The 20310-nt window shown below is 39.3% G+C and carries 14 protein-coding genes; all 14 read right to left on the reverse strand.

The window, feature by feature from the left end; translation table 11 throughout:
- Positions 1-241: 241 nt before the first annotated feature.
- Positions 242-1705 (reverse strand): nucleoside hydrolase-like domain-containing protein, encoded by a 1464-nt coding sequence (locus C3L50_RS09730; protein WP_243400361.1) that lies wholly within the window; start codon positions 1703-1705, stop codon positions 242-244.
- A 70-nt stretch (positions 1706-1775) separates the two neighbouring features.
- On the reverse strand, positions 1776-3074 hold the full coding sequence (locus tag C3L50_RS09735) for a nucleoside hydrolase-like domain-containing protein (RefSeq protein ID WP_103805993.1): 1299 nt from the start codon (positions 3072-3074) through the stop codon (positions 1776-1778).
- Between the two features lie 4 nt (positions 3075-3078).
- On the reverse strand, positions 3079-4560 hold the full coding sequence (locus C3L50_RS09740; protein WP_103805994.1) for an FGGY family carbohydrate kinase: 1482 nt from the start codon (positions 4558-4560) through the stop codon (positions 3079-3081).
- Between the two features lie 5 nt (positions 4561-4565).
- Positions 4566-5540, reverse strand: coding sequence for an ABC transporter permease (locus C3L50_RS09745; protein WP_103805995.1), 975 nt, complete (start codon positions 5538-5540; stop codon positions 4566-4568).
- An 11-nt stretch (positions 5541-5551) separates the two neighbouring features.
- Complete coding sequence (locus tag C3L50_RS09750) at positions 5552-7057, reverse strand: sugar ABC transporter ATP-binding protein (RefSeq protein WP_103805996.1); 1506 nt, start codon at positions 7055-7057, stop codon at positions 5552-5554.
- A 3-nt stretch (positions 7058-7060) separates the two neighbouring features.
- Positions 7061-7690: a DUF2291 domain-containing protein gene (locus tag C3L50_RS09755; protein ID WP_103805997.1), complete on the reverse strand. Its 630-nt coding sequence runs from the start codon at positions 7688-7690 to the stop codon at positions 7061-7063.
- A gap of 6 nt (positions 7691-7696) precedes the next feature.
- Positions 7697-8632 carry a D-ribose ABC transporter substrate-binding protein gene (locus C3L50_RS09760; protein WP_103805998.1) on the reverse strand — a complete coding sequence of 312 codons (936 nt, stop codon included), beginning with the start codon at positions 8630-8632 and terminating at the stop codon, positions 7697-7699.
- Positions 8633-8686: 54 nt separating this feature from the next.
- Positions 8687-9658 (reverse strand): transketolase family protein, encoded by a 972-nt coding sequence (locus tag C3L50_RS09765; RefSeq protein ID WP_103805999.1) that lies wholly within the window; start codon positions 9656-9658, stop codon positions 8687-8689.
- 4 nt (positions 9659-9662) lie between these two features.
- Entirely contained in the window at positions 9663-10484 is an 822-nt protein-coding gene (locus C3L50_RS09770) for a transketolase (RefSeq protein WP_103806000.1), read from the reverse strand.
- Between the two features lie 6 nt (positions 10485-10490).
- Positions 10491-11909: an L-fucose/L-arabinose isomerase family protein gene (locus tag C3L50_RS09775; protein WP_103806001.1), complete on the reverse strand. Its 1419-nt coding sequence runs from the start codon at positions 11907-11909 to the stop codon at positions 10491-10493.
- Positions 11910-11950: 41 nt separating this feature from the next.
- Positions 11951-12715, reverse strand: a complete 765-nt coding sequence (locus C3L50_RS09780; protein WP_103806002.1) for a DeoR/GlpR family DNA-binding transcription regulator — start codon at positions 12713-12715, stop codon at positions 11951-11953.
- Positions 12716-13054: 339 nt separating this feature from the next.
- Positions 13055-15484 (reverse strand): sugar-binding domain-containing protein, encoded by a 2430-nt coding sequence (locus C3L50_RS09785; protein ID WP_103806200.1) that lies wholly within the window; start codon positions 15482-15484, stop codon positions 13055-13057.
- A 37-nt stretch (positions 15485-15521) separates the two neighbouring features.
- Complete coding sequence (locus tag C3L50_RS09790) at positions 15522-16499, reverse strand: DUF4238 domain-containing protein (RefSeq protein ID WP_103806003.1); 978 nt, start codon at positions 16497-16499, stop codon at positions 15522-15524.
- Positions 16500-16808: 309 nt separating this feature from the next.
- Positions 16809-20309, reverse strand: coding sequence for a malectin domain-containing carbohydrate-binding protein (locus C3L50_RS09795; protein WP_103806004.1), 3501 nt, complete (start codon positions 20307-20309; stop codon positions 16809-16811).
- Between the last annotated feature and the right edge of the window lies 1 nt (position 20310).

The raw sequence follows: 20310 nt of genomic DNA on the forward strand, positions 1-20310 counted from the left end.
CAAAAAAAATGTCCTTTTCACCAAATAATTCAAAATCACATATTAATTTTCGACTACCTAATATTTCCCAGAAATAAAGCCAGTCTTTGACCAAACAATTGTTGTATTTCTTCTAAATTGTTGCAGATTTAAGAATCAAAACATTTTTTTTCAAAATATGCTAACTTTTAACACTCTGTTTCTGAATGCTAATTTTCAGAACAAACTTCAACTTAAAACTAAAAACCAGTTCTTCTTTCAATTACTCTTTAACTGTTACAATTACTCTTTGATACCTTGTTAAACGTGGTGTTCCGTGATCCGAAACTGCTAAAATAATATGGATAGTTCCTAGACCTGGTTCCATAATACGTTTTGTAGGTACTACAAAAAAAGCTTCTTGTTGATCTGAATTTTGAATTTCTATTGGCTGACCACTTCGTGCACTTGAAACCGCAAAAGTACCTGCTTCTTCATAAACAAACCAATTGTATGAAAGTGCATCGCCATCCGGATCAATGGAGCCTTTTGCGCTTAACATTATCTTGTCTCCTTTTTTTGCAACAATAATAGTTTCGCCTTCTATTTTTGCAACAGGAGGGTGATTTGCGTTTTTATACTCTTTTATTGTCCAATCAATTCTTGCCGCAAAATCGTTTTGAAACGCCTCTCTCCATCGCCAAATAGTTTCGTGATTACCTGTATGCCAACGACCATCAACACCCAAAACCTCATCTTGAGCATCTGTCCAAATCGATCTGGTTTCAGGATACAAATGCCATTTTTGCATCCTTGGGGTATAAAATTCATAACGACCACCCCAACCTCCATATTCTGGATGTTCAGGACTATTCAAACCATTATTAATAAGACCTAAAAATGAAGGAGTGTCACCTTCCATCAAATATTCCCAGAAAGGATATTCGGCTCCCAAAGCTCCTTTTTTGCGAATATTTTTATCGAGCCATTCATTAGAAACTAAACTGAAATCCGCTCCATCACATCTTGCGTGAAAAAAATCACCACTAATTCCACTCCAAGTGGCGTGATGATAAGCGCCTCCTGAACTGAATCCTGGACTTACTATATAAAACAACTCGGGAAATTCTTTTCGAATCCAAGGGCCACTATCATCCTGATCAGAAATGGCATATACCCGAATTTTAGAAACAAATTTCGCAAGCTCTTTTTTAGAACGTGTTTGTTTTACCTTCCATAATGCTTGTCCTAAAACATTTGGTCCGCCCCAAACAGGAACCCATAATGGTCTTTCATCATTTTTATCAATAGCTTTTATCAATAATTCTGATGCTGGGGAATCGTATTCTTTTCCAATGGCGTGCATACCATAATCAGGAAGCCCTTGGGTAATTATTGTTTTTAAATAGTCGGCTGTGGGAAAACCCGTTTCGTGTTTTTCTAAATTATCTCTAACTTTTCCATAAGCCTCGACAATTTGTTTTATTCGCTCTGGCGCTATCCTTTTTTGTTGGTGGATAGAAGTGGTTGCTGCCAAACCTTCAATATCAAAATTATTCGAATAGACCAAAAAACGAACTAATGACATTGCATCATCTGGTTCGTTTTCAATATCTGTTAGTACAAATACCCTTGATTTTTCTTGGGCAGCAACAACATTGGCTCCCAAAATAAATAAAACCAAAACTATAGTAAATATTCTTTTTGAAAATTTAGGCAAGGTCATTTTTTTCAGTCTAATCATCATTTTTTTATTTAAACCTATTAATATCCAACACTTTAAAACTTGGTATTCTTAACCAGCATTTTTGATAAACTTATTCCTCTTTAAGCCAACTCCAGCGTTTTGCCCAATCTAATAATATGTCGTTTTTCCATTTCAAGATGGTTTTTCCGCCTTGGATCTTTCCATCATAATAATCAGGGCTGGACTTATCGGTGTACCAATTGGAGCCTAATTTATAATCGGTGGTATAACGATTTTTACCAGGCCATAAATTGTCGATGACCAATTTCCCTTCTTTTCCATTCAGTTCACTAATAGAAGAGGTAAACTTGTAGTTCAAAATTTCAGCTTTTTTGGGAATGTATTTAATGGAATAATTGCCTTTGCCAAGATAATAGCCAGGCCATTTTTGAACATTATCTTTATTATAGGGAACTTCCATCCAAAAACAGGCCGAATCTTTCGGGATGTTTTTTTCAGGCCCTTTCAAATGGAATTCAAGAATCGAACAAAAAGCTACCGAATCCTTTAAACTAGTAACATTATCATAAACAATGCGGGGACTGTGGGTAAATTTCTCAAAACTGCCGCCCCAACTTTCCCGTGTAGGGTTATTTGGATTTCCATCCATCATATAAAGAAGCGAAGGAGTATCGCCCATTTTAACTTCACCATTGTAGTAGCTTTTAAAATCCTTTCCAAAATTTCCAGCGCCTTCAATGTATTTACCGTAATAATCGGAATTCTTTATGTTATCGGGAGCATCATTGGTTGAAAACAAACTATAATAGGAAGAATTCACTTCAATAAACCACAGATTTGGAAAATTTGCTGCGATATAGGCATAACTGTTGGCGCTCCATTTTTTGTTCGGTCCGCCAATCCAATACACTCGGATGTTTTTCTGAATTTCCGGAGCGTCGTGCAAGGCTTGGGCAATATCTTCCAATCCGCCCCATCCCAATATCCAAAGGGGCTCTAAACTTTTCTTTTTGGCACATTTTATAATCCAGTCCGAACCTTCGGTAGCTTTGGTGTAACCAATGTAAGGTGCGTTTCCTTGACGTCCTTGTTTTGCAATGGAACGCAGATAATCAGGTGTCAGAAAACCATTTTTATGTTTTTGCAGTTTAGGTAAATCCTTTTCATACAAATCAATCATACGAAGAATTTCCTTTTTGTTTCCATTGCCATAAGAAGGAGAGGAAACCAGCCCCTCTATATTGAACAAATCACTATACATTAGCAAATGAGCCATCGACTGATTATCGTCAGGATCTGTTCCGCCAATATCGGTACTAATCAGAATTCGGGGTTTGACAAGTACCGGATTTTGTGCCGTCAGGCTAATGGAACAAATACAGAAAAATAATATTGCTATTTTATTCATAGTTTTAATTAACCAGCTTGTTCCAAACCTGAAAGTGTTTTTCTGCTTCCAAATATTTACCCGAATGCAAGACTTGCCTTTCTCCAAACAATTGTTGCACTTCCTCCAGATTTTTGAAAATTCCTGCACCCAAGCCAGCCAAATAAGCCGCCCCCAAAGCCGAAACATCGGGCATCGTGCTTTTTATTACTTTACTGTCGAGCAAATCCGTCAAGAAATCCATAACAAAATTATTGGCCGTTATGCCGCCATTGACCATCAATTCCTGGATGGGAACGCCAGTATCTTTTTGCATCGCATCCAAAACAGCCTTGATTTGGTAAGGAATGGTTTCCAAAGCCGCTCTCACGATGTGATTTTTTTTGCAGTCGAAAGTCAAACCTTCGATGGATGCTTTTCGGCTCATATTCCAATAAGGTGCACCCAATCCGCTGAAAGCTGGCACAATGTAAACGCCGTTATTATCTTGAACTGATGTTGCCATCGCTTCAGTTTCTCGGCTTTCACCAAAGAGTTGCAGTTCATTTTTCAGCCATTCGATGGTGGAACCACAAGAAACAATTACTCCTTCGAGGGCATAATCAACCCGTTCTTCGGTGCTCCAACAAATGGTCGTTATCATTCCGCTGGCAGACGATTTCGGCTTGTCACCAATGTTCATCAAGACCGAACAACCTGTTCCCAAAGTGGCTTTGGCTGTTCCGGGATTTAGGCACCCTTCACCAAAAGCCGCCGCGTGCGAATCGCCAATCATTGCCGTAATAGGCAATGGTTTTTCGAACAAACCTTCAAAAAGAGATTCTCCAAAATGAAAAGCCGATGGTTTGGGTTCGGGTAAATTGATTCCTTTTAATCCAAAGGTTTCGATTAATTCTTTGTCCCATTCCAACTTTTCAAGATTAAAAAGTAATGTTCTGGAAGCGTTTGAATAATCTGTTAAATATTGAGTTCCGCCCGTTAATTTATACAACAACCAAGTATCAACAGTTCCGAAAAAAGCTTCTCCTGATTGTATCTTGTTTTTTACTGTTTCGTTATTTTGGTTCAACCAAATCAACTTCGTTCCCGAAAAATAAGGATCGATGATTAATCCGGTTTTGTTTTTTACTTCGTCGGCAATTCCGATTTTGAAATTTAATTCTTCGCAAATCGCTATCGAACGTTTGCATTGCCAAACCACAGCCGGAGCAATCGCTTTTCCGGATTTATCCCATACCACAAAAGTTTCCCTTTGATTCGAAATTCCCGCTGATTTGATGTCTTCCAATTTTCCGCCATTCGAAGTAAAAACAGCCAAACAAGCCTTAACCGAAAGCAGGACATTTTGGTATATTCCTTCGGGATTTTGTTCGACAAAACCGCCTTCCAAATAATTGGTTTCCAAAATTTCAGTGGCTTTCGCCAAAACTTCGCCTTTGGTATTGAAAATAATAGTTTTGGTACTGCTCGTTCCTTGATCAATAGCCAGAATTAGAGAATTTTCCATAGTCGTTATTCTGCTTTTGAATTTGCTTTGTCAATCATCACCGCCAATAGAATCACCATTCCTTTTACGACCTGCTGCCAAAAAGGGGAAACGTCCAATAACACCAATCCGTTATTTAAAACGCCAATAATTATCGCTCCCAAAACAGTTCCAATAATAGTTCCTCTTCCGCCCGAAAGCGAAGTTCCACCAATTACAACCGCTGCAATAGCATCCAATTCATAACTCATTCCCGCATTAGGCTGTGCCGAATCCAGTCTGGAAGTGACCATAATTCCACCAATGGCAGCCAAAGCTCCCGCAAGCGTATAAACGATAATTTTTACTTTGTCAATGTTGATTCCAGATAATTTGGCTGCATTTTCGTTGCCTCCAATGGCATAAATGTAGCGTCCCAAAGCGGTTTTATTCGAGATAATCATCGCTGCAATGACAACGACAACCGCAATCCAAACCAAAATGGGAATGCCCAAAAACCAACCCGTTCCGATGTAAGCGAAGTTGGTTCCCAAACTTGAAATCGGATAGCCTTTCGTCCAAAGCATCGTGAATCCTCTTGCCACGGTAAGCATTGCAAGGGTTGCCACGAAAGGCGGCACCTTGAATTTGGTGATAACCCAGCCGTTAAAAAATCCCAGAAAAGAGCCTGTTGCAATTCCCGCTAAAACAGTTCCCAACAAGGTAAATCCAATAAATAAATCATTCCCGGGAAAAGAGATTCCCGATTTTAAAAGTCCTGCAGCAACTGCACCGCTAAAAGCTAAAATAGAACCTACCGATAAATCAATTCCTGCGGTCAAAACCACTAATGTCATCCCAACGGAAATGCAAATATTAACAGAGATTTGTCTCAATACATTCCAGCCGTTATCGACAGTCAGGAATTTATCTGAAAGTATCGTTAATCCAATGCACAAAATTAATAAGGCAATTGTGGATTGAAATTTTGCAAGTTTTGAACGATCTAAAGCTATGTTCATATCTATTTAAATTAAATTGTTTGTGGAATTGCCGCTTTCAAAATGGCATCTTCATTGGCATCAGCCGAATTAAACTCGGCGGTTATTTTGCCTTCTGCCATTACCAAAACGCGGTCTGAAACGGTTAGAATTTCGGGCAGTTCAGAAGAAACCACTATAATGCCAAGTCCCGCTTCGGAAAGTTCCATAATAAGTTTGTAAATCTCGTTTTTTGCTCCGGCATCGACTCCTCTTGTGGGTTCGTCGAGCATCAAAACTTTGGGTTGGGTTGCCAAGCATCTTGCCAAAACGACTTTTTGCTGGTTTCCTCCGCTTAAATTTTTCACTGCCAAATGAGGTGACGAAGTTTTTATTTTTAGTGAATCTATGTATTTCTGGGTGAGTTCGAGTTCTTTTTTGGCAGATAAAAATCCTGTTTGCTGAATGTCTTTCAAAGTACTCAAAGTAATGTTGGTCTTTACATCCAAACCTAAAACCAATCCGTCTCTTTTGCGGTCTTCGGGAACCAAAACGATTCCGGATTGTATGGCTTCACGAGGCGACTTCAGTTTTACTTTCTGGTTTTCGATGCTAATAGAATCCGAAGTATCGGAAGGGTGAATTCCTAGAATACATTCCAATAATTCAGTCCGACCGGCTCCCATCAATCCAAAAATTCCGAGAATTTCTCCACTTTTTAAATTGAAATTCAAATTGTCGAGCAGTATTCGTTTCGAACTATCTTTTTTTAATAAAGTCAGGTTTTCTACTTTAAGAAGGTCTTCATTTTTAGTGATGCGATGTCCTTTTTCGATGATTTTAATATCACGACCCACCATTTTTTTGATGATTGAATCGTGGTTCACGCCATCCATTGTGCCCGTTTCGGTCACTTTTCCGTCACGCAAAACGATGTAACTGTCGGCAATTTTGAATAATTCGTCCAGTTTATGCGAAATGTAAACAATGGCTTTGTTCTCTTTTCGCAAGTTTTCGATGATGCCAAAAAGAATCTCCACTTCGTGATCGCTAATCGCCGAAGTGGGTTCGTCCATAATAATCACTTCGGAATCAGTCAACAACGCTTTGGCGATTTCTACCACTTGTTGTTGTCCTAATTTCAAGTCTCGAATAAGCGTTTTTGGATTGACGTCCAACTTTAGTCGTGCCAAAAGTTCCTGCGTTTTTTGGTGCATTCCGTTTTTGTCCAAAAAGCCCCAAGCATTGACCAATTCTCTTCCTAAAAAGATGTTTTCAGCGATGCTTAAATCGGGAATCAAGTTCAGTTCCTGATGAATAATGGCGATGCCGCAAGCTTGTGCTTCTCTTGGATTTTCGAAACGGACTTCTTCGCCTTTGTAGATGATTTTCCCTTCGTATTCCGGATAAACGCCGGACAAAATTTTCATCAAAGTGGATTTTCCAGCTCCATTTTCGCCAATGATGGCCGTGACTTTTCCCGGCAATAATTCCATCGAAACATCGCACAATGCCGTGATACCCGAAAATTTCTTTCCTATTTTTTCTGCTGTTAACATTCGCTATTTGGAATTAATTTCGAGTTGCAACGGAACGATTTCCATCTTGTCCGTCTTTGGATTAGACTGGCTCAATTCTATTCCACCCAAAAAAGTAATGCTGTCTCCTTTTTGAACTTTCGCAGTAAATGGAGCCACGATTTCGGCTTTTATCAGTTTGTTGATTTCCTCAGAAACGTTGTTCAAATCCATCGTGTTGCTGAAATCATCAATGGAAATCAAGCCCGAACAATCTCTCGACGTGTTGCCAAAAATGTATTGGATAGCCAGTTTTATTTCTTCTCCCGAAGCTGTTTTAAGAGTAACAAATTCCTCGTCGATGGCCGTTACTTTGCCTTCTCCTTTGACGAAGAAATATTTCATATCTCCCTCATTTTGAAAATGGCTGAAAGCTGTAAATGCCTTTTTGGAGTCTTTTTTCATCGCCGAAAGCAAATCCGAAACAGCAACCGCTTCTTTTTTGGCAGCCGGGATTTTCTCCAAAAGATAGGTTTTGGCGTAGGCTTTCGCATCAAAAACAGTTGCTATTTTTGACACCTGCATTTCGCTTATCTTTTTGAAGTAAACCGCATTGTACAACAGCAACCCAAAAAAGAGCAGTATTAAAAAATACTTTATGATTTTTTGTAACATACCTCGTTATTTTTTACCGTAAGCAATGTACTTGTCAATGTTTTCTTTGGTCACCACCTCAACGGCAATAGGCAATTTTTTAGGAAAATCTTTTTGGCCCTTGAAATAGTCGTCGGCATAAGTGGCGGCAGTTTCGGCGATAATTTTAGGAAATTGCATCGCTGTGGCCGTCAATTTTCCTTCCTTGATGGAGTTAATGGCATCTTCGGCACCGTCAAAACCAAAAACTTTTACTTTGTCGGCTTTGTTGGCGGCAACCAAGGCTTGGTAAGCACCCATCGCCATAGCATCGTTTCCGCAAAAAACACCGTCAATATCGGGATGCGCCTGCAAAATAGACTCCATTACTTCCATTGCTTTGTTGCGGTCGAAATCGGCACTTTGTTGGGCCACCATTTTTAAACCTGGGTAATTGTCCACTGAACTATGAAAACCTTTCGAGCGATTCCAAGTGTTGTTGTCGGAAACAATTCCCAATAATTCCACATAATTCCCTTTTTTCCCTAGTTTGTCCACGAACAATTTTCCCAATTGCACGCAAGCGGAATAGCTGTCGGAAAGGATTTGCGAAGTCGCCGCATCGGTGGAATTGATTTCCCTGTCCATACAAAAAACAGGGATTCCGGCTTCTTTGGCTTTCGTCGCATTGGCAACAGAACCCGCTGCATCTGTCGGATTGAATAAAATAGCGTCATAGCCCGAAGAAATGGCGTTTTCGAAATGATCGCTTTCCAATGCCGTGTTGTTTTGGGAATCAAAAATCTTGGATTCGTATCCGAGTTCTTTTGCTTTTTTGGCCGCAGTTTCGGCTAAAAATACAAACCAAGGATTGTTTAAAGTAGAAACCACAATGGCTATTTTCTTTGGTTCTTCGGCCTTCTCGGATTTTTTACAGCTGGTCAAACTGGCAAAAAGCACTAAGGCTAAAATTAATTTTTTCATAAAAATGGGTTGTTTTTTGGTTTATTAATAGCTGTTTTTTATTTCAAATAATGATTATAATTTTTTGATTAATTGAAGTGCAGTTTCGGTCAAACCGTCTTCGGAAATTCCGTAATGATTTAATATTTCGGTTTGCGAACCCGTAACGGTATATTCGTCGGGAATGCCCACAATTTTGAAAGGTTTATGAAATTGGTTTTCCAATAAAAAAGAGGCACAAGCTTCGCCTAAACCGCCGTAAACGCTGTGTTCTTCGACCGTTATAATAGCACCAACTTCATTCGAAAGTGACTTCAACAAATTATAATCCAATGGTTTTATGGTGTGCATACTAACCACCGTGGCTTCAATATTATGCTCTTCTTTTAACTTTTTGGCGGCTTGCAAAGCAGGATATACCGTTTCGCCAGTCGCAATTATGGCCAAATCTTTTCCTTTGGCAATGACCCTGCCTTTTCCAAATTCGAAGGTGTTTTCTTTGTCTTCGGTCAAAAGCGGCATTGGTTTTTTTCCAAAACGAAGGTAAAAAGGCTTGTTGATTTGGCTCGCTTGTCGAATGGCTTGTTCGGTTTCGAAATTGTCCGCAGGTGCCACAATTATCAAATTGTTGATGGCTCGCAAAGCGGCATAATCGTGCAAACTGTGATGCGTTGAACCCAAGGCACCATAACTTACTCCAGCACTAATACCAATCAATTTCACGGGATTATCGGAATAGGCCACGTCATTCTTGATTTGCTCGAACGATCGGGCAGCCAAAAAACAGGCTGGCGAAACGGCAAAAGTTTTTTTGCCTGTCGAAGCCAATCCTGCGGCAACTCCAACCAATACTTGCTCTGCGATTCCTACTTCAATGATTTGTTTTGGATATTTTTTTGCAAAAGGAACCAATTTTCCCGATCCTCTGGAATCGCTGGTAACGGCCAAAATATCTCGGTCATTTTCCGCCAATTCTTGCAAGGTCGAAGAAAAAACTTCGAGATTCGCTTTGGCATTATCTGCCGTAATTTCTATATGATTTCCCATTATTCTACTTGTTTGCTGCTGCCGTTAATTCTTCAATAGCTTGTGCATATTGTTCCTTGTTGGGAACGCCGTGATGCCAGTTCAATTGATTTTCCATAAAACTCACGCCTTTGCCTTTGACCGTGTGGGCAATAATCAAATTGGGTTTCCCTTTTTCGAATGGAAGACTGGCGAAGGCTTCTTGCAGTGCTTTTACATCATTCCCGTTTACGTGTTTCACTGCCCAACCAAAACTTTCGAACTTGGTATCAACAGGATCCGTATTGCACACATCAGCCGTTGGACCTGAAATTTGCAAGGTGTTTTTGTCGATGATGGCGCATAAATTGTCGAGTTTGTAATGCGCTCCCGTCAAAGCGGCTTCCCAATTCGAACCTTCGGGCAATTCGCCATCACCCAACAAGGTAAAAACGCGATAGTCTTTGTCGTCCAATTTTGCGGCAATCGCTGTTCCCACGGCAAGTGGCAAACCGTGTCCCAAAGCTCCCGTGTTTTGTTCGACACCTTTTATTTTGCGGGTTGGATGCCCGATATAATGGGATTTGTATTTACATAAAGAATTCAAATCGTCCTCCGGAAAAAATCCAACATCTGCCAAAACCACAAAAAGGGCTTCCACGCAATGACCTTTACTTTGAATGTAACGGTCTCTGTCTGGAGAAGCAAAAGTTTCCGGACTCACATTGAGAACTTCATTGTACAAAACATTGATGATGTCAATACTGGAAAGGCTTCCGCCGGTATGTCCGGCATTTGCCCCGACAATATATTTCAATATTTTTTGGCGGTATTGGTTCGATTTTTCTATCAATAAATTTTGATTCATAATCGTTTATTTTGATTTTGAATGGTTGTAAACTTCCCAACCCATATAATTTCCAAGCGCTTCCTCAAGGATGGCTGCCGTTTTGGAAGCATTCATCACCACGTGATGCTCGAAACCGTTTTTGCACACATATTGCATCAAGTCTTGCAAGCCATCGATTTGAGCAACGGCCCTGTTTCCAAAAGTATTCAATGGATCATCGGTCAATTCGCCTTCACCCAAATATACTTTGATGACCCCTTTCGGATCGTCGGTGCTGATTCTTCCATAAGTCAATGGCGAAGCTGGCGTGCGACCGTCCAATGCGCCATACGTATTTTCCACTCCAACCGTTGTTCCTAAAATAGGTGCGTTGCTGATTTGAATGTCCGGCAAGAATGATTTTGCCCAGTTACCGCAGTGGAAAAGCACGCATTTTTCATCATCATCGGCGTAGTTGTTGTTCCAATCCACCAAAGCACTCGGCGAACCCGAAGCTAATTGCATTGCATACATTGTCAAAGTTCCCGTAACGTCAACCTCACAAGCACTTGGCAGCATATTTTCGCTCATCATACTCATACTGGTACACACGTTGCAACCGTAATTTTGTTGCAAGGAAGTCCAACATTGAATGGCCGTGGCATCCAAGAAATTGTCGTCCATAAAGTGTTTCAAGACCACGTCCAATTTGGCAATTTGAATCATTGCTTCGTCTGGCGTTTTTCCTTTTGGAGCATACGCCAAAATTTTGTCTAAATGTTCTTTTACTTCGGGATGGTCTTTGGTTAATTTGTTGGCGTTGCCCAAGATTTCGGATAAATCCACGGTGGTTACCGAAATCCCGTTGCGTTGCAATATTTTCTCGCTATATCTTACGGTATTGAATCCGCCCGGTCTGGCGCCAACGGCTCCGATTCTTACTTTTCGCAAACCTCTCACCACGCGACAAACCGCCACGAAATCGGTTAGTTCTTTGGCAAAAGCCGGGTCTTTTGGATGCAAAACGTGATTATCGGTAAGCGTATATTTTATTCCAAATTGGTACAAATTGTTGCAAACCGAAATTTTGCCACACCAAGAATCTCTTCTTCGGGCAACGTCCAATTTGGTCAATTCATCTGGATAAGCTTGAATCAAAACCGGTACATTCAAATCGGCTAGTTTCAAGGTTTCGGCTACACCGCGTTCGTCACCGAAATTCGGAAGAATTACCAATACTCCGTTAATTTCGTCGGCGTGTTTCTTGAATAAATTGGCACATTTTTGGGCATCTTTGAAGGTTTCCACTCCGCCTAATTTGGTATCTTCTTCTCCAAGAATTACGTAGTTCAGTTTCAGTTTTTCGAATTGTTCGATAACGTCCAACCGGGCTTCTGCCACTAATTTATCCGGAAAAAAATCCCTGTTCCCTATAATGATTCCTATGCTTGCTTTCTGTTTCATTTTTGTAAATTTTTATTTGTAGGTAATTGTGTGTTGTCGTTTTATTTTGCTACTATTATTTCTATTTCGTTGTCTTTGAACACTTGTTTGTCTCGTTCTTTGATTCCAGAATCGGTAATCACGTAATCAATGAGTGACAAGGCACCAAGACTGGCCAAGGAACTTTTGCCAATTTTGGTAGAATCGGCGACTAAAAAAGTGGTTTCTGCCGCATCAATCATCGCTTTTTTCACCACGATGTCGCTGATGCTTGGATAAGTCAAACCAGCTTTAAGGGACAATCCTGCCGTGGCCAAAAAAAGTTTGTTGACATTCAATCCCTTGAAAAAATCGGCTGCTTTTTGACCTGTCAAGGATAAAGTGGGTGGTTTGAATTCACCGCCTGTTACAATCAATTCAATGCCGGGTTCAGTACCTAGCATCAAGGCGATGTTCAACGCATTGGTAATTACCGTCAGGTTTTTGAATCCTTTTAGTTTCTTGGCAATTTCCGTCGTGGTCGAACCGGAATCCAGTATAATACTGTCGCCACTTTCGATATATTCGAGACATTTATCGGCGATAGTTTCTTTTTTATCCAAATTCTCTTGATTCGAAAGCGAAAAACTGCGCACTTGATCTTCGATATTTTTCAGATAAGCGCCACCGTGTTCTCGCAAGAGCAAACCTTCTTTTTCCAATTTTTCCAAATCCTGCCTGATGGTCACTTCGGTCACCTTGAACAGCTTGGCCAGGTTGATTACTTTGGCAGAACCATCTTCGGCCAAAAGTTCCAGTATTTTGTCTTTTCTCTGTTGAGGAAGCATATTAATTTTCTATAAAGAGTTTGTTTAAACCAAAAACAACCTTTCGTTTGTTTTCGATTTTCAAATATAACAACAAAAATGTAAAGCAAACGAAAATTATAGTTAATTTTTTTATTAAAAAAGAAAAAAAAACTGATTGTAACTAAAACATCTATTGTGATAAAGCAAAAAAGAGCTGCAACAAAATACTACAACTGAAATAGTATCCTTATCATTTCCTTCTTTAGGAAGAAAAGATATAATTGACAACCTCAGGATAACCATCGGGACAAACATAACTCCACAAAAAAACTCCACTATCACTAGCAGAGTTCTCAATACAATTATTTTCTAAAACACTTATTCCACTTTTACATCAATCGTTGATGGCGCAATTCTATTCCCAGTACTTGCTTTTAACTGAATGTTTTGTTTCTTTCCGTTCGACTGGATGATGGCGATGCATTTTCCGTTATAGACTTTGCAGGAATTCGCTTTAAACGAATCCAAACCTGCCTGATAACCGTTGTCAACACCCACTAATTTTCCACCTCCTGTGACTTCAAATTGGATTAGGTCATTGGCGTTTGGAGAAAGGTTCCCGTCTTTATCTACAACAGAAACTGTTACGTAAACTAAATCGTAAGTATCATTTTTGATGGTATTTTTATCGGCTTTCAAATCGATTTTAGAAGCAGTTCCAGCAGTGTGAATTTCTTTTTCCAAAACCACTTTTCCATCTTTTCTAGAAATGGCTTTCAGTGTTCCTGGTTCGAATTTCACTCTCCAAGAAATATGCAAATCGTCGTTTTGTTTGGCTTTTTTGCCCAACGATTCTCCGTTGAGAAACAATTCTACCTCATCGGCATTGTTGTAATACGCCCAAACATCAACTTCTTGTCCTGCGGTCCAGTTCCAATGCGGGAAAATATGCAAAACCGGTTTGGTCGTCCATTCGCTTTGGTACATATAATAGACATCTTTTGGAAGTCCCGCCAAATCGATAATCCCGAAATAAGAACTTCTTGCCGGATACGGATATGGATCGGGTTCGCCAATGTAATCAAAGCCTGTCCAGATAAAAGTCCCCGCCATAAAATCCTGCTTTTTGATGGTTTTCCAGTTTTCTTCGTGCGTTGCACCCCAATAAGACTTCACCTGATCGTAAGCCGAAACTGTCCAATCTTTGTTTCCGTCAAATGAAGCGCCATACTTGGTCGGCCACGCTTTAATGCCATCCGGAAAATCATAGTGTCCACGTGTTTCCAAAGCCGAAACACTTTCGGATGCCAGTATTTTTTGTCCTTTGAAACGTTCCGGAAAATCTTTGTAGTCTTCGTGTTTGTAATTGAATCCCAACAAATCCAAAGCACCCGACTGGTAAATGAAATTTTTCTCGATTACATTCTCTGTCAAAGCCGAAGTTACCGGGCGGGTCGTGTCCAGCGATTTTACGATTTTGGCCAATTCTCTCGTAATCGCGATTCCGGTACTGTCGAATTGCTCACGGATTTCGTTACCGATACTCCACATTATTACCGATGGATGGTTGCGGTCACGTTTAATAAAATCTTCCAAATCCTGTTTGTGCCACGCATCCCAATCTTTGTGGTAATCGTTGGTTACTTTTTTCTTTTTCCAAACATCAAAAGCTTCGTCCTGAACAATAAAACCCATTTCGTCGCACAGTTGCATCATTTCCAGCGAATGCGGATTATGCGACATTCGAATGGCGTTGCAACCCATTTCTTTCAGCAACTTCAGTTTTCTTCGAACGGCGTGAATATTTTCTACCGCTCCCAAAGCACCGTTGTCGTGATGCAGGCAAACCCCTAATATTTTGGTTGGTTTTCCGTTTAATGAAAATCCTTTTTCGCTATCAAAATTAAAATATCTAAAACCAAGCGGAGTTTCGTAATTGTCGATTAATTTCGAGTTTTCATAAATTTTGGTCACCACTTTGTACAGATTCGGGTTTTCGGTATCCCACAATTTTGGTTGGTTTACCGTTAAGTTGTGAATCTTTTTTGCTGAAGTTTTGGCTCCTATTTTTTCTGTTGAAGTGGTATTCGCAACCTCAACATTGTCTGCATTGAGGATAGAAGTCACGAGTTTGAATTCTTTTGCGGAAGCGTTTTCATTGTCAATGCTAACCTCTAAACGAACAGTTGCTTTTGCTGCCGAAACTTCGGGCGCGGTTACATAAGTTCCCCATTTTGCCACGTGCAATTTCTCCGAAGCAACCAATCGCACGTTTCTGTAAATTCCCGAACCGGTGTACCATCTAGAATTGGGTTGCGCATCGTTATCGACTTTTACCGCGATGATATTCTGTTTTCCAAAATGCAAATATTGTGACAATTCGTAACTAAATGAAATATATCCGTTCGGGCGGATTCCCAACGAATGTCCATTAATAAAAACTTCGCTGTTCTTGAAAACACCGTCAAATTCAACCGAAACGGCTTTGTTTTTCCAATTCGCGGGAACGGTAAAAATTTTGCGATACCAGCCTTTTCCTGCCGGCAAAAATCCCTGAGCCTGTTTGGTTGGATTGTCTTTATTGAATGCCCCTTCGATACTCCAATCGTGAGGCAATTGCAATGCTCTCCAATCGGCAGTGCTGAAATTCGCATTGATAGCCTTTGGATAATCTCCTAGTTTGAAGTTCCAGTTTTTATTGAAATCTTCAACAATTCTGGCTTTTTTGGCTTGGGCGAAACAGGCCGTCGAAAGCAGTAATACCAATACAATTCCTATTTTTTGTAAAATGTTTTTATATGACTTCATAATTTTTGAATCTAATAAGACAATCTTTGCTGATTTTTTATTTCCCATTAACTAAAACAGTAGGTTTTTTTATAAATTTTTCATTCCCTCCATTTACATATTTTAAGAGTTCAATTAATTTAAAATTATCATTTTTAGAATAAACTTCATCATTTGCAAATAAATATTGATAGCAATTATACTCATTCTTTGATTTACTATTTATTATATTAAATTTATTATCCTGAAAAATTTTGTCTTCAAAATGCTTCTTATCCCAAAGAGTTAATAAAACGGAGCTACTTATTGGAAAAATTATCTCAACACCCTCATCGTAAAAAGAAGATTGTTCTCCTATATGCGGTTTTAAGATAATAGGATTATCAGAAGTATAAAAATCATCTTCATTACTTACATAAAAAATCCAAATTTTATCTAGAATACAATCTTGTAATTTGTATATTAAATTTTCGTTCGCAAAAGTTTTAGCGTGAAGAACTAATTTATATTCTTCATCAATTTCTAAATTAATAGTTTCCATAAAACTTTTATTCTCAGGGAATTCAGCACTCAAAATTGACTTTACTATATCCAATCGCTCATTATTACTTTTTGTATAAAAAGACCAGTTCAGATCTCTAATATTCGGAAGTCTTAAATATTGAACAGCAATCAATCCTGCAAACACTTCTTTATCAGACTTTTGAAGCACTTCGTTTTCTATCTTATTAGTTTTCCAATTTTCTACGGCACAATCTATAGTTTTTAATATTGGCCCAAGTAATTTCTCAATGTTATCGTCAAAAAATTCTTTTTCAAAGAAATTTGGATGAAAAATTTGGTTATCTAGGTTTGCTATAAACTTTTCAGGTATTCTGTAAAAATAGTCTTCACAAGCTGTTTTTGAAATTGCTTGAATGGGACTACTTCTATTCCTTTTCTTGCTATAAATATTGATAGATTTACGATTATTAGAAAAATATCTCAAGTAACATTGAGGTATAAAATGATGTTTTTTATTTTTTTCTCCTTTCATTTTGACTTAATTTTTAAATTAATCTAACCAATCCTTTTTTGTAGTATTTTATATTTTTAACATTTCATTTTTGAAAAATTGAATACAACTAACATATATACAAATCTATTTTCAAATCATTAAATTGCCTCCAGCTTTAGCTGGGGGATTACTAGCATAATCGGAAATGGGGCTTTAGCCAAAACAAAATTCTTTTTGGCTAAAGCCTATTTGAAACTCATTCATTTCCCCTCCAGCTAAAGCTGGAGGCAATTTAAAACAATCTATGCTTTTCGGCTTCATACCCTGTTGCAACTGGAATGAAAACTTCTACTGAAACTCAAAAGAATCCAACAACAATCCTTTTATATCGTCTGATTCTATCGTGATTTTGTACGTTCCTGCGTTGATGTAACCGCCGGAAGTCGTATTCAACACTTTCCATTTTTCTGTTGCCGAAGGAAATTCGATGTTGTCATTTCGCATCAGGATTCCGTAGGCATCTTCCATTTTGAATTTGACTTTTACAGGCGTTTCGTTTTTGTTCATAAAACGGAAGCGCATCAGATAGATTCCTGCAACGCCCGGTTTCACCTCAAACTGGATGCTGTTTTTTGTTTTTTCCTTGAATTCGATGTAATCGGCTTTTTTGAAATTGCCTTTTTCGATTCCGGTTCCGGTGGTTTTGGCAGTTTCTGCTTCCAAAAGCACAACCGGTCGTGAATCGTCTTTTTCGCCCATATCGTAGGTTGGAACAACAGCGATGGTATTGTTTTCAAAAGGCACTTTTTCTCCTTTTTTTACTTTTTTATGGAAAACCGAAAATTCTACTCTATCTGAGTTTTTCGCTGTTTCATCCATTTTTTTGTAACCCGAAATAGAATCTTTGGATGTGCTAAATTGATAAATTTCAGAATCCTCTTTGGTTGTGAATGAACCAGAAACTTTAGAACGATTGGATAATTTCAAATAATCAGCTCCAAAAACTTCAGAAGGCAATTGGGTAAAAACAACCTCCGAATCTGAATATTGTTTAGAATTGATATCCAGCCAAGAGCTTACTCCATTAGCTGTTTTATCATAAGAATCTCTGACAAAATTTTGAATATTTCTCGCCGATTCTTTTGCTGGTTGAACGTTTTTATTTTTAGTCGCAATGGCAATTGCCGAAATTATGGCTTCGCCTGCTTTTACATTTGGAAATGAAATAACGATTTTTCCGTTTACGCTTTTAACTATGAAGGTTTTCTTTAAAGCAGCATCGTGTCCGACTTCACTCCAAATATCCAAATCTTTCAACACCACATTGCCATTGATGGCTACGTCAAACAAACGCCAGCCTTTGCAATCCAGTCCTCCACCGGTTCCGTACCAAGGTTCCGTGAAATACAATTCGACCAAATATTCGCCGTCCGGTGCAGAGAATTCGTAACGCAATTTATCAACTCCGTATCTAAAACTTTGAAATAATTCTTGTTCGTTTGTGCCAGCAATTAGGTCGAATGTTCTTCTTTGACTCGCATAAAAATCAGGCAATTGTTTGAAATTATCCGTCCACGACAAAGAACCCCAAGTATTTTTTCCACTTTTATGAACATCTGCATCCCAAGTATTCCATAACGAATCTGTAATAGCTGCACCACCACAATTTACTCTATAAATATAATTATAGCCTTTTTGAGGTTGCAGCAACGTTTCTTTTTGGGTTTCCAATGCTTTAAAATTAGGTGCTTTTGGCAAACTGTTCAATACGATATAATCTTTGGCAACCGCTTTACCGTTAACATAACCCACCGCATACAAAACATTGTATTGGATATTGACATTATTCCATTGAAAATGTTGTCCCAAACCCGGATTTTTTAATTTCCCGAGCGATGATTTATTCACGTCATTGAACAGTTCCACTTCATCACAATTGGAATACACATCGATGCCGTTTTTGATTCCCGGTGCATCCCAGCGATTCGGCCAAGTGTGCGAAACGATATACACCATCGGGTTGGTTTTGTTCGAAACATAATTGGCGCGGTACATATAATAGGCGTCCAAAGGTTCGCCCCAAATGCTGAAAAGTCCTTTGTAATTCACGGGTCCAACCTTGTCGATATCTCGGAAACCTTCACCGTTTTGGGTACGTCCCGGATTTTCGTGAGAGGCAAAAATCCAATTGAATTGCCCTGCGATTTTATCTTTTACCGATTCAGCTTCGCGGACTTTGATTTCCATTAATTGCGAAAAACGATTCTCGCTCAAAGCTCCTTTTTGGTCAAATTCCCCTTCTGTGTGAAGGTCGTGTGAACGCCAGGCGCCGTATTCCCCGTTTAGCAATTGCTTGCTCATTTCGACATCGTAATTGAACGGATCACCACCGTAGGTTCCCGACCAGTTTTGCACGACATTCCAGTCGGTTCCTTCTCCTCCGTTGCAGGTCGTAACGATGCGTTGCGAAGCGGACATTGGATCCATTTCGCGAATGATTTGGGTACATTCTTCTGCAAATTCCTTCGGAATGGTGCTTTCGTTTTGCAATCCCCACATCACGACTGAGGCATTGTTTCGGCGTTCCTTAATCCATTCTCTCAACAAGGTTTTGAAGTTCTCCTTGAATTCGGGTGTGTCGTACCAAATGTGCGCCGAAAACTGACTCCAAAACAGGATTCCGTTTTCATCCAATTCTTTTTGGTATTCCAAATTATGGGGTTGGTGCGCTTCGCGAAAAGCATTGAAACCGCCTGCTTTTATTTGCTCGATTCTCGAATGAATTTGTTCTTTTGAAAACGAATGGCTGTTCCCAATTAAATGTTCGTATTCGCAGGTTCCGTTGATGAACAAAGGCTCGTCATTGATAAAAAAACGATTGTCTTTTCCGTCACGACTAACTGGCCAAGAAACCCAACGAATCCCGTAAGGCGTTTTTAATTCGTCAATTTTTTTCCCGTTTTCAGAAATCGTGGTGACCAATTGATACAAATACGGATGGGCAGGCGACCATAATTTTGGATTTGCAATTTCGGGAAGTGTCTGTGCAATTTCTTTAGTTTCTCCTGAAGTGTTTTTGACATCCTTTTTTACGCTAACAACTTTTTTTCCGTTTTCATCTAAAAGGGTATTTTCGATTGTTAGGTTTCTGATAGCATTTCCGTAATTTTTGATTTCGGTGGTAACATTCAGAATCGCTTTCTCTATGGAAGTGGTTTTGTCATTCCAAATGTGAACGCCGAAAGGTTGTATTCTAACTTCATCGGTAACGACTAAAGTCACGGGTCTGAAAATCCCCATTGGCTGAGAGCCTTCGGAAAATCCCCATTCGCCGGAACAACCGCCACAAACCCAAGGCAAGTCAGCAATGAATGCTGGATGCGATGCTTTAACGATTATATCATTTGCTTTTTCGAAAGAAACGGCATTTGTAATATCGGCTGTAAAAGTTGTTCTTCCGCCTTTGTGTTCGCCTACTTTTTTGCCGTTAACCCAAACCGTGGCATAGGAACTAACACCCTCAAAATAAAGGAAAAGCCTTTTCCCCGAATCTGATTTATCCAGTTGCAAAGTTTTGTGATACCAAGCAGTACCGTGTAAATTGCCGTGTTTGGTTCTTCGGAAACCATAATATTGATCCCAATTGTGCGGTACGTTAACTTTTTGCCATTGAGCATCCACTTTTGGATTTTGCACAAAGACTTCTTCTTGTTGCGAATTATTCTCCAAAACAATGGTTTCCCAAGAGGAGTTCAACGAGACTTCTTTACGAAAGGATGCTGCTTTTCCTTGGGTTTGTGACCAAGAAAAAGCAGTTATAAAAAATAATATGTAAATTAATTTCTTCATT

Origin of the sequence: Flavobacterium alvei (assembly GCF_002920895.1) — a bacterium.
GTDB classification, from domain to species: domain Bacteria; phylum Bacteroidota; class Bacteroidia; order Flavobacteriales; family Flavobacteriaceae; genus Flavobacterium; species Flavobacterium alvei.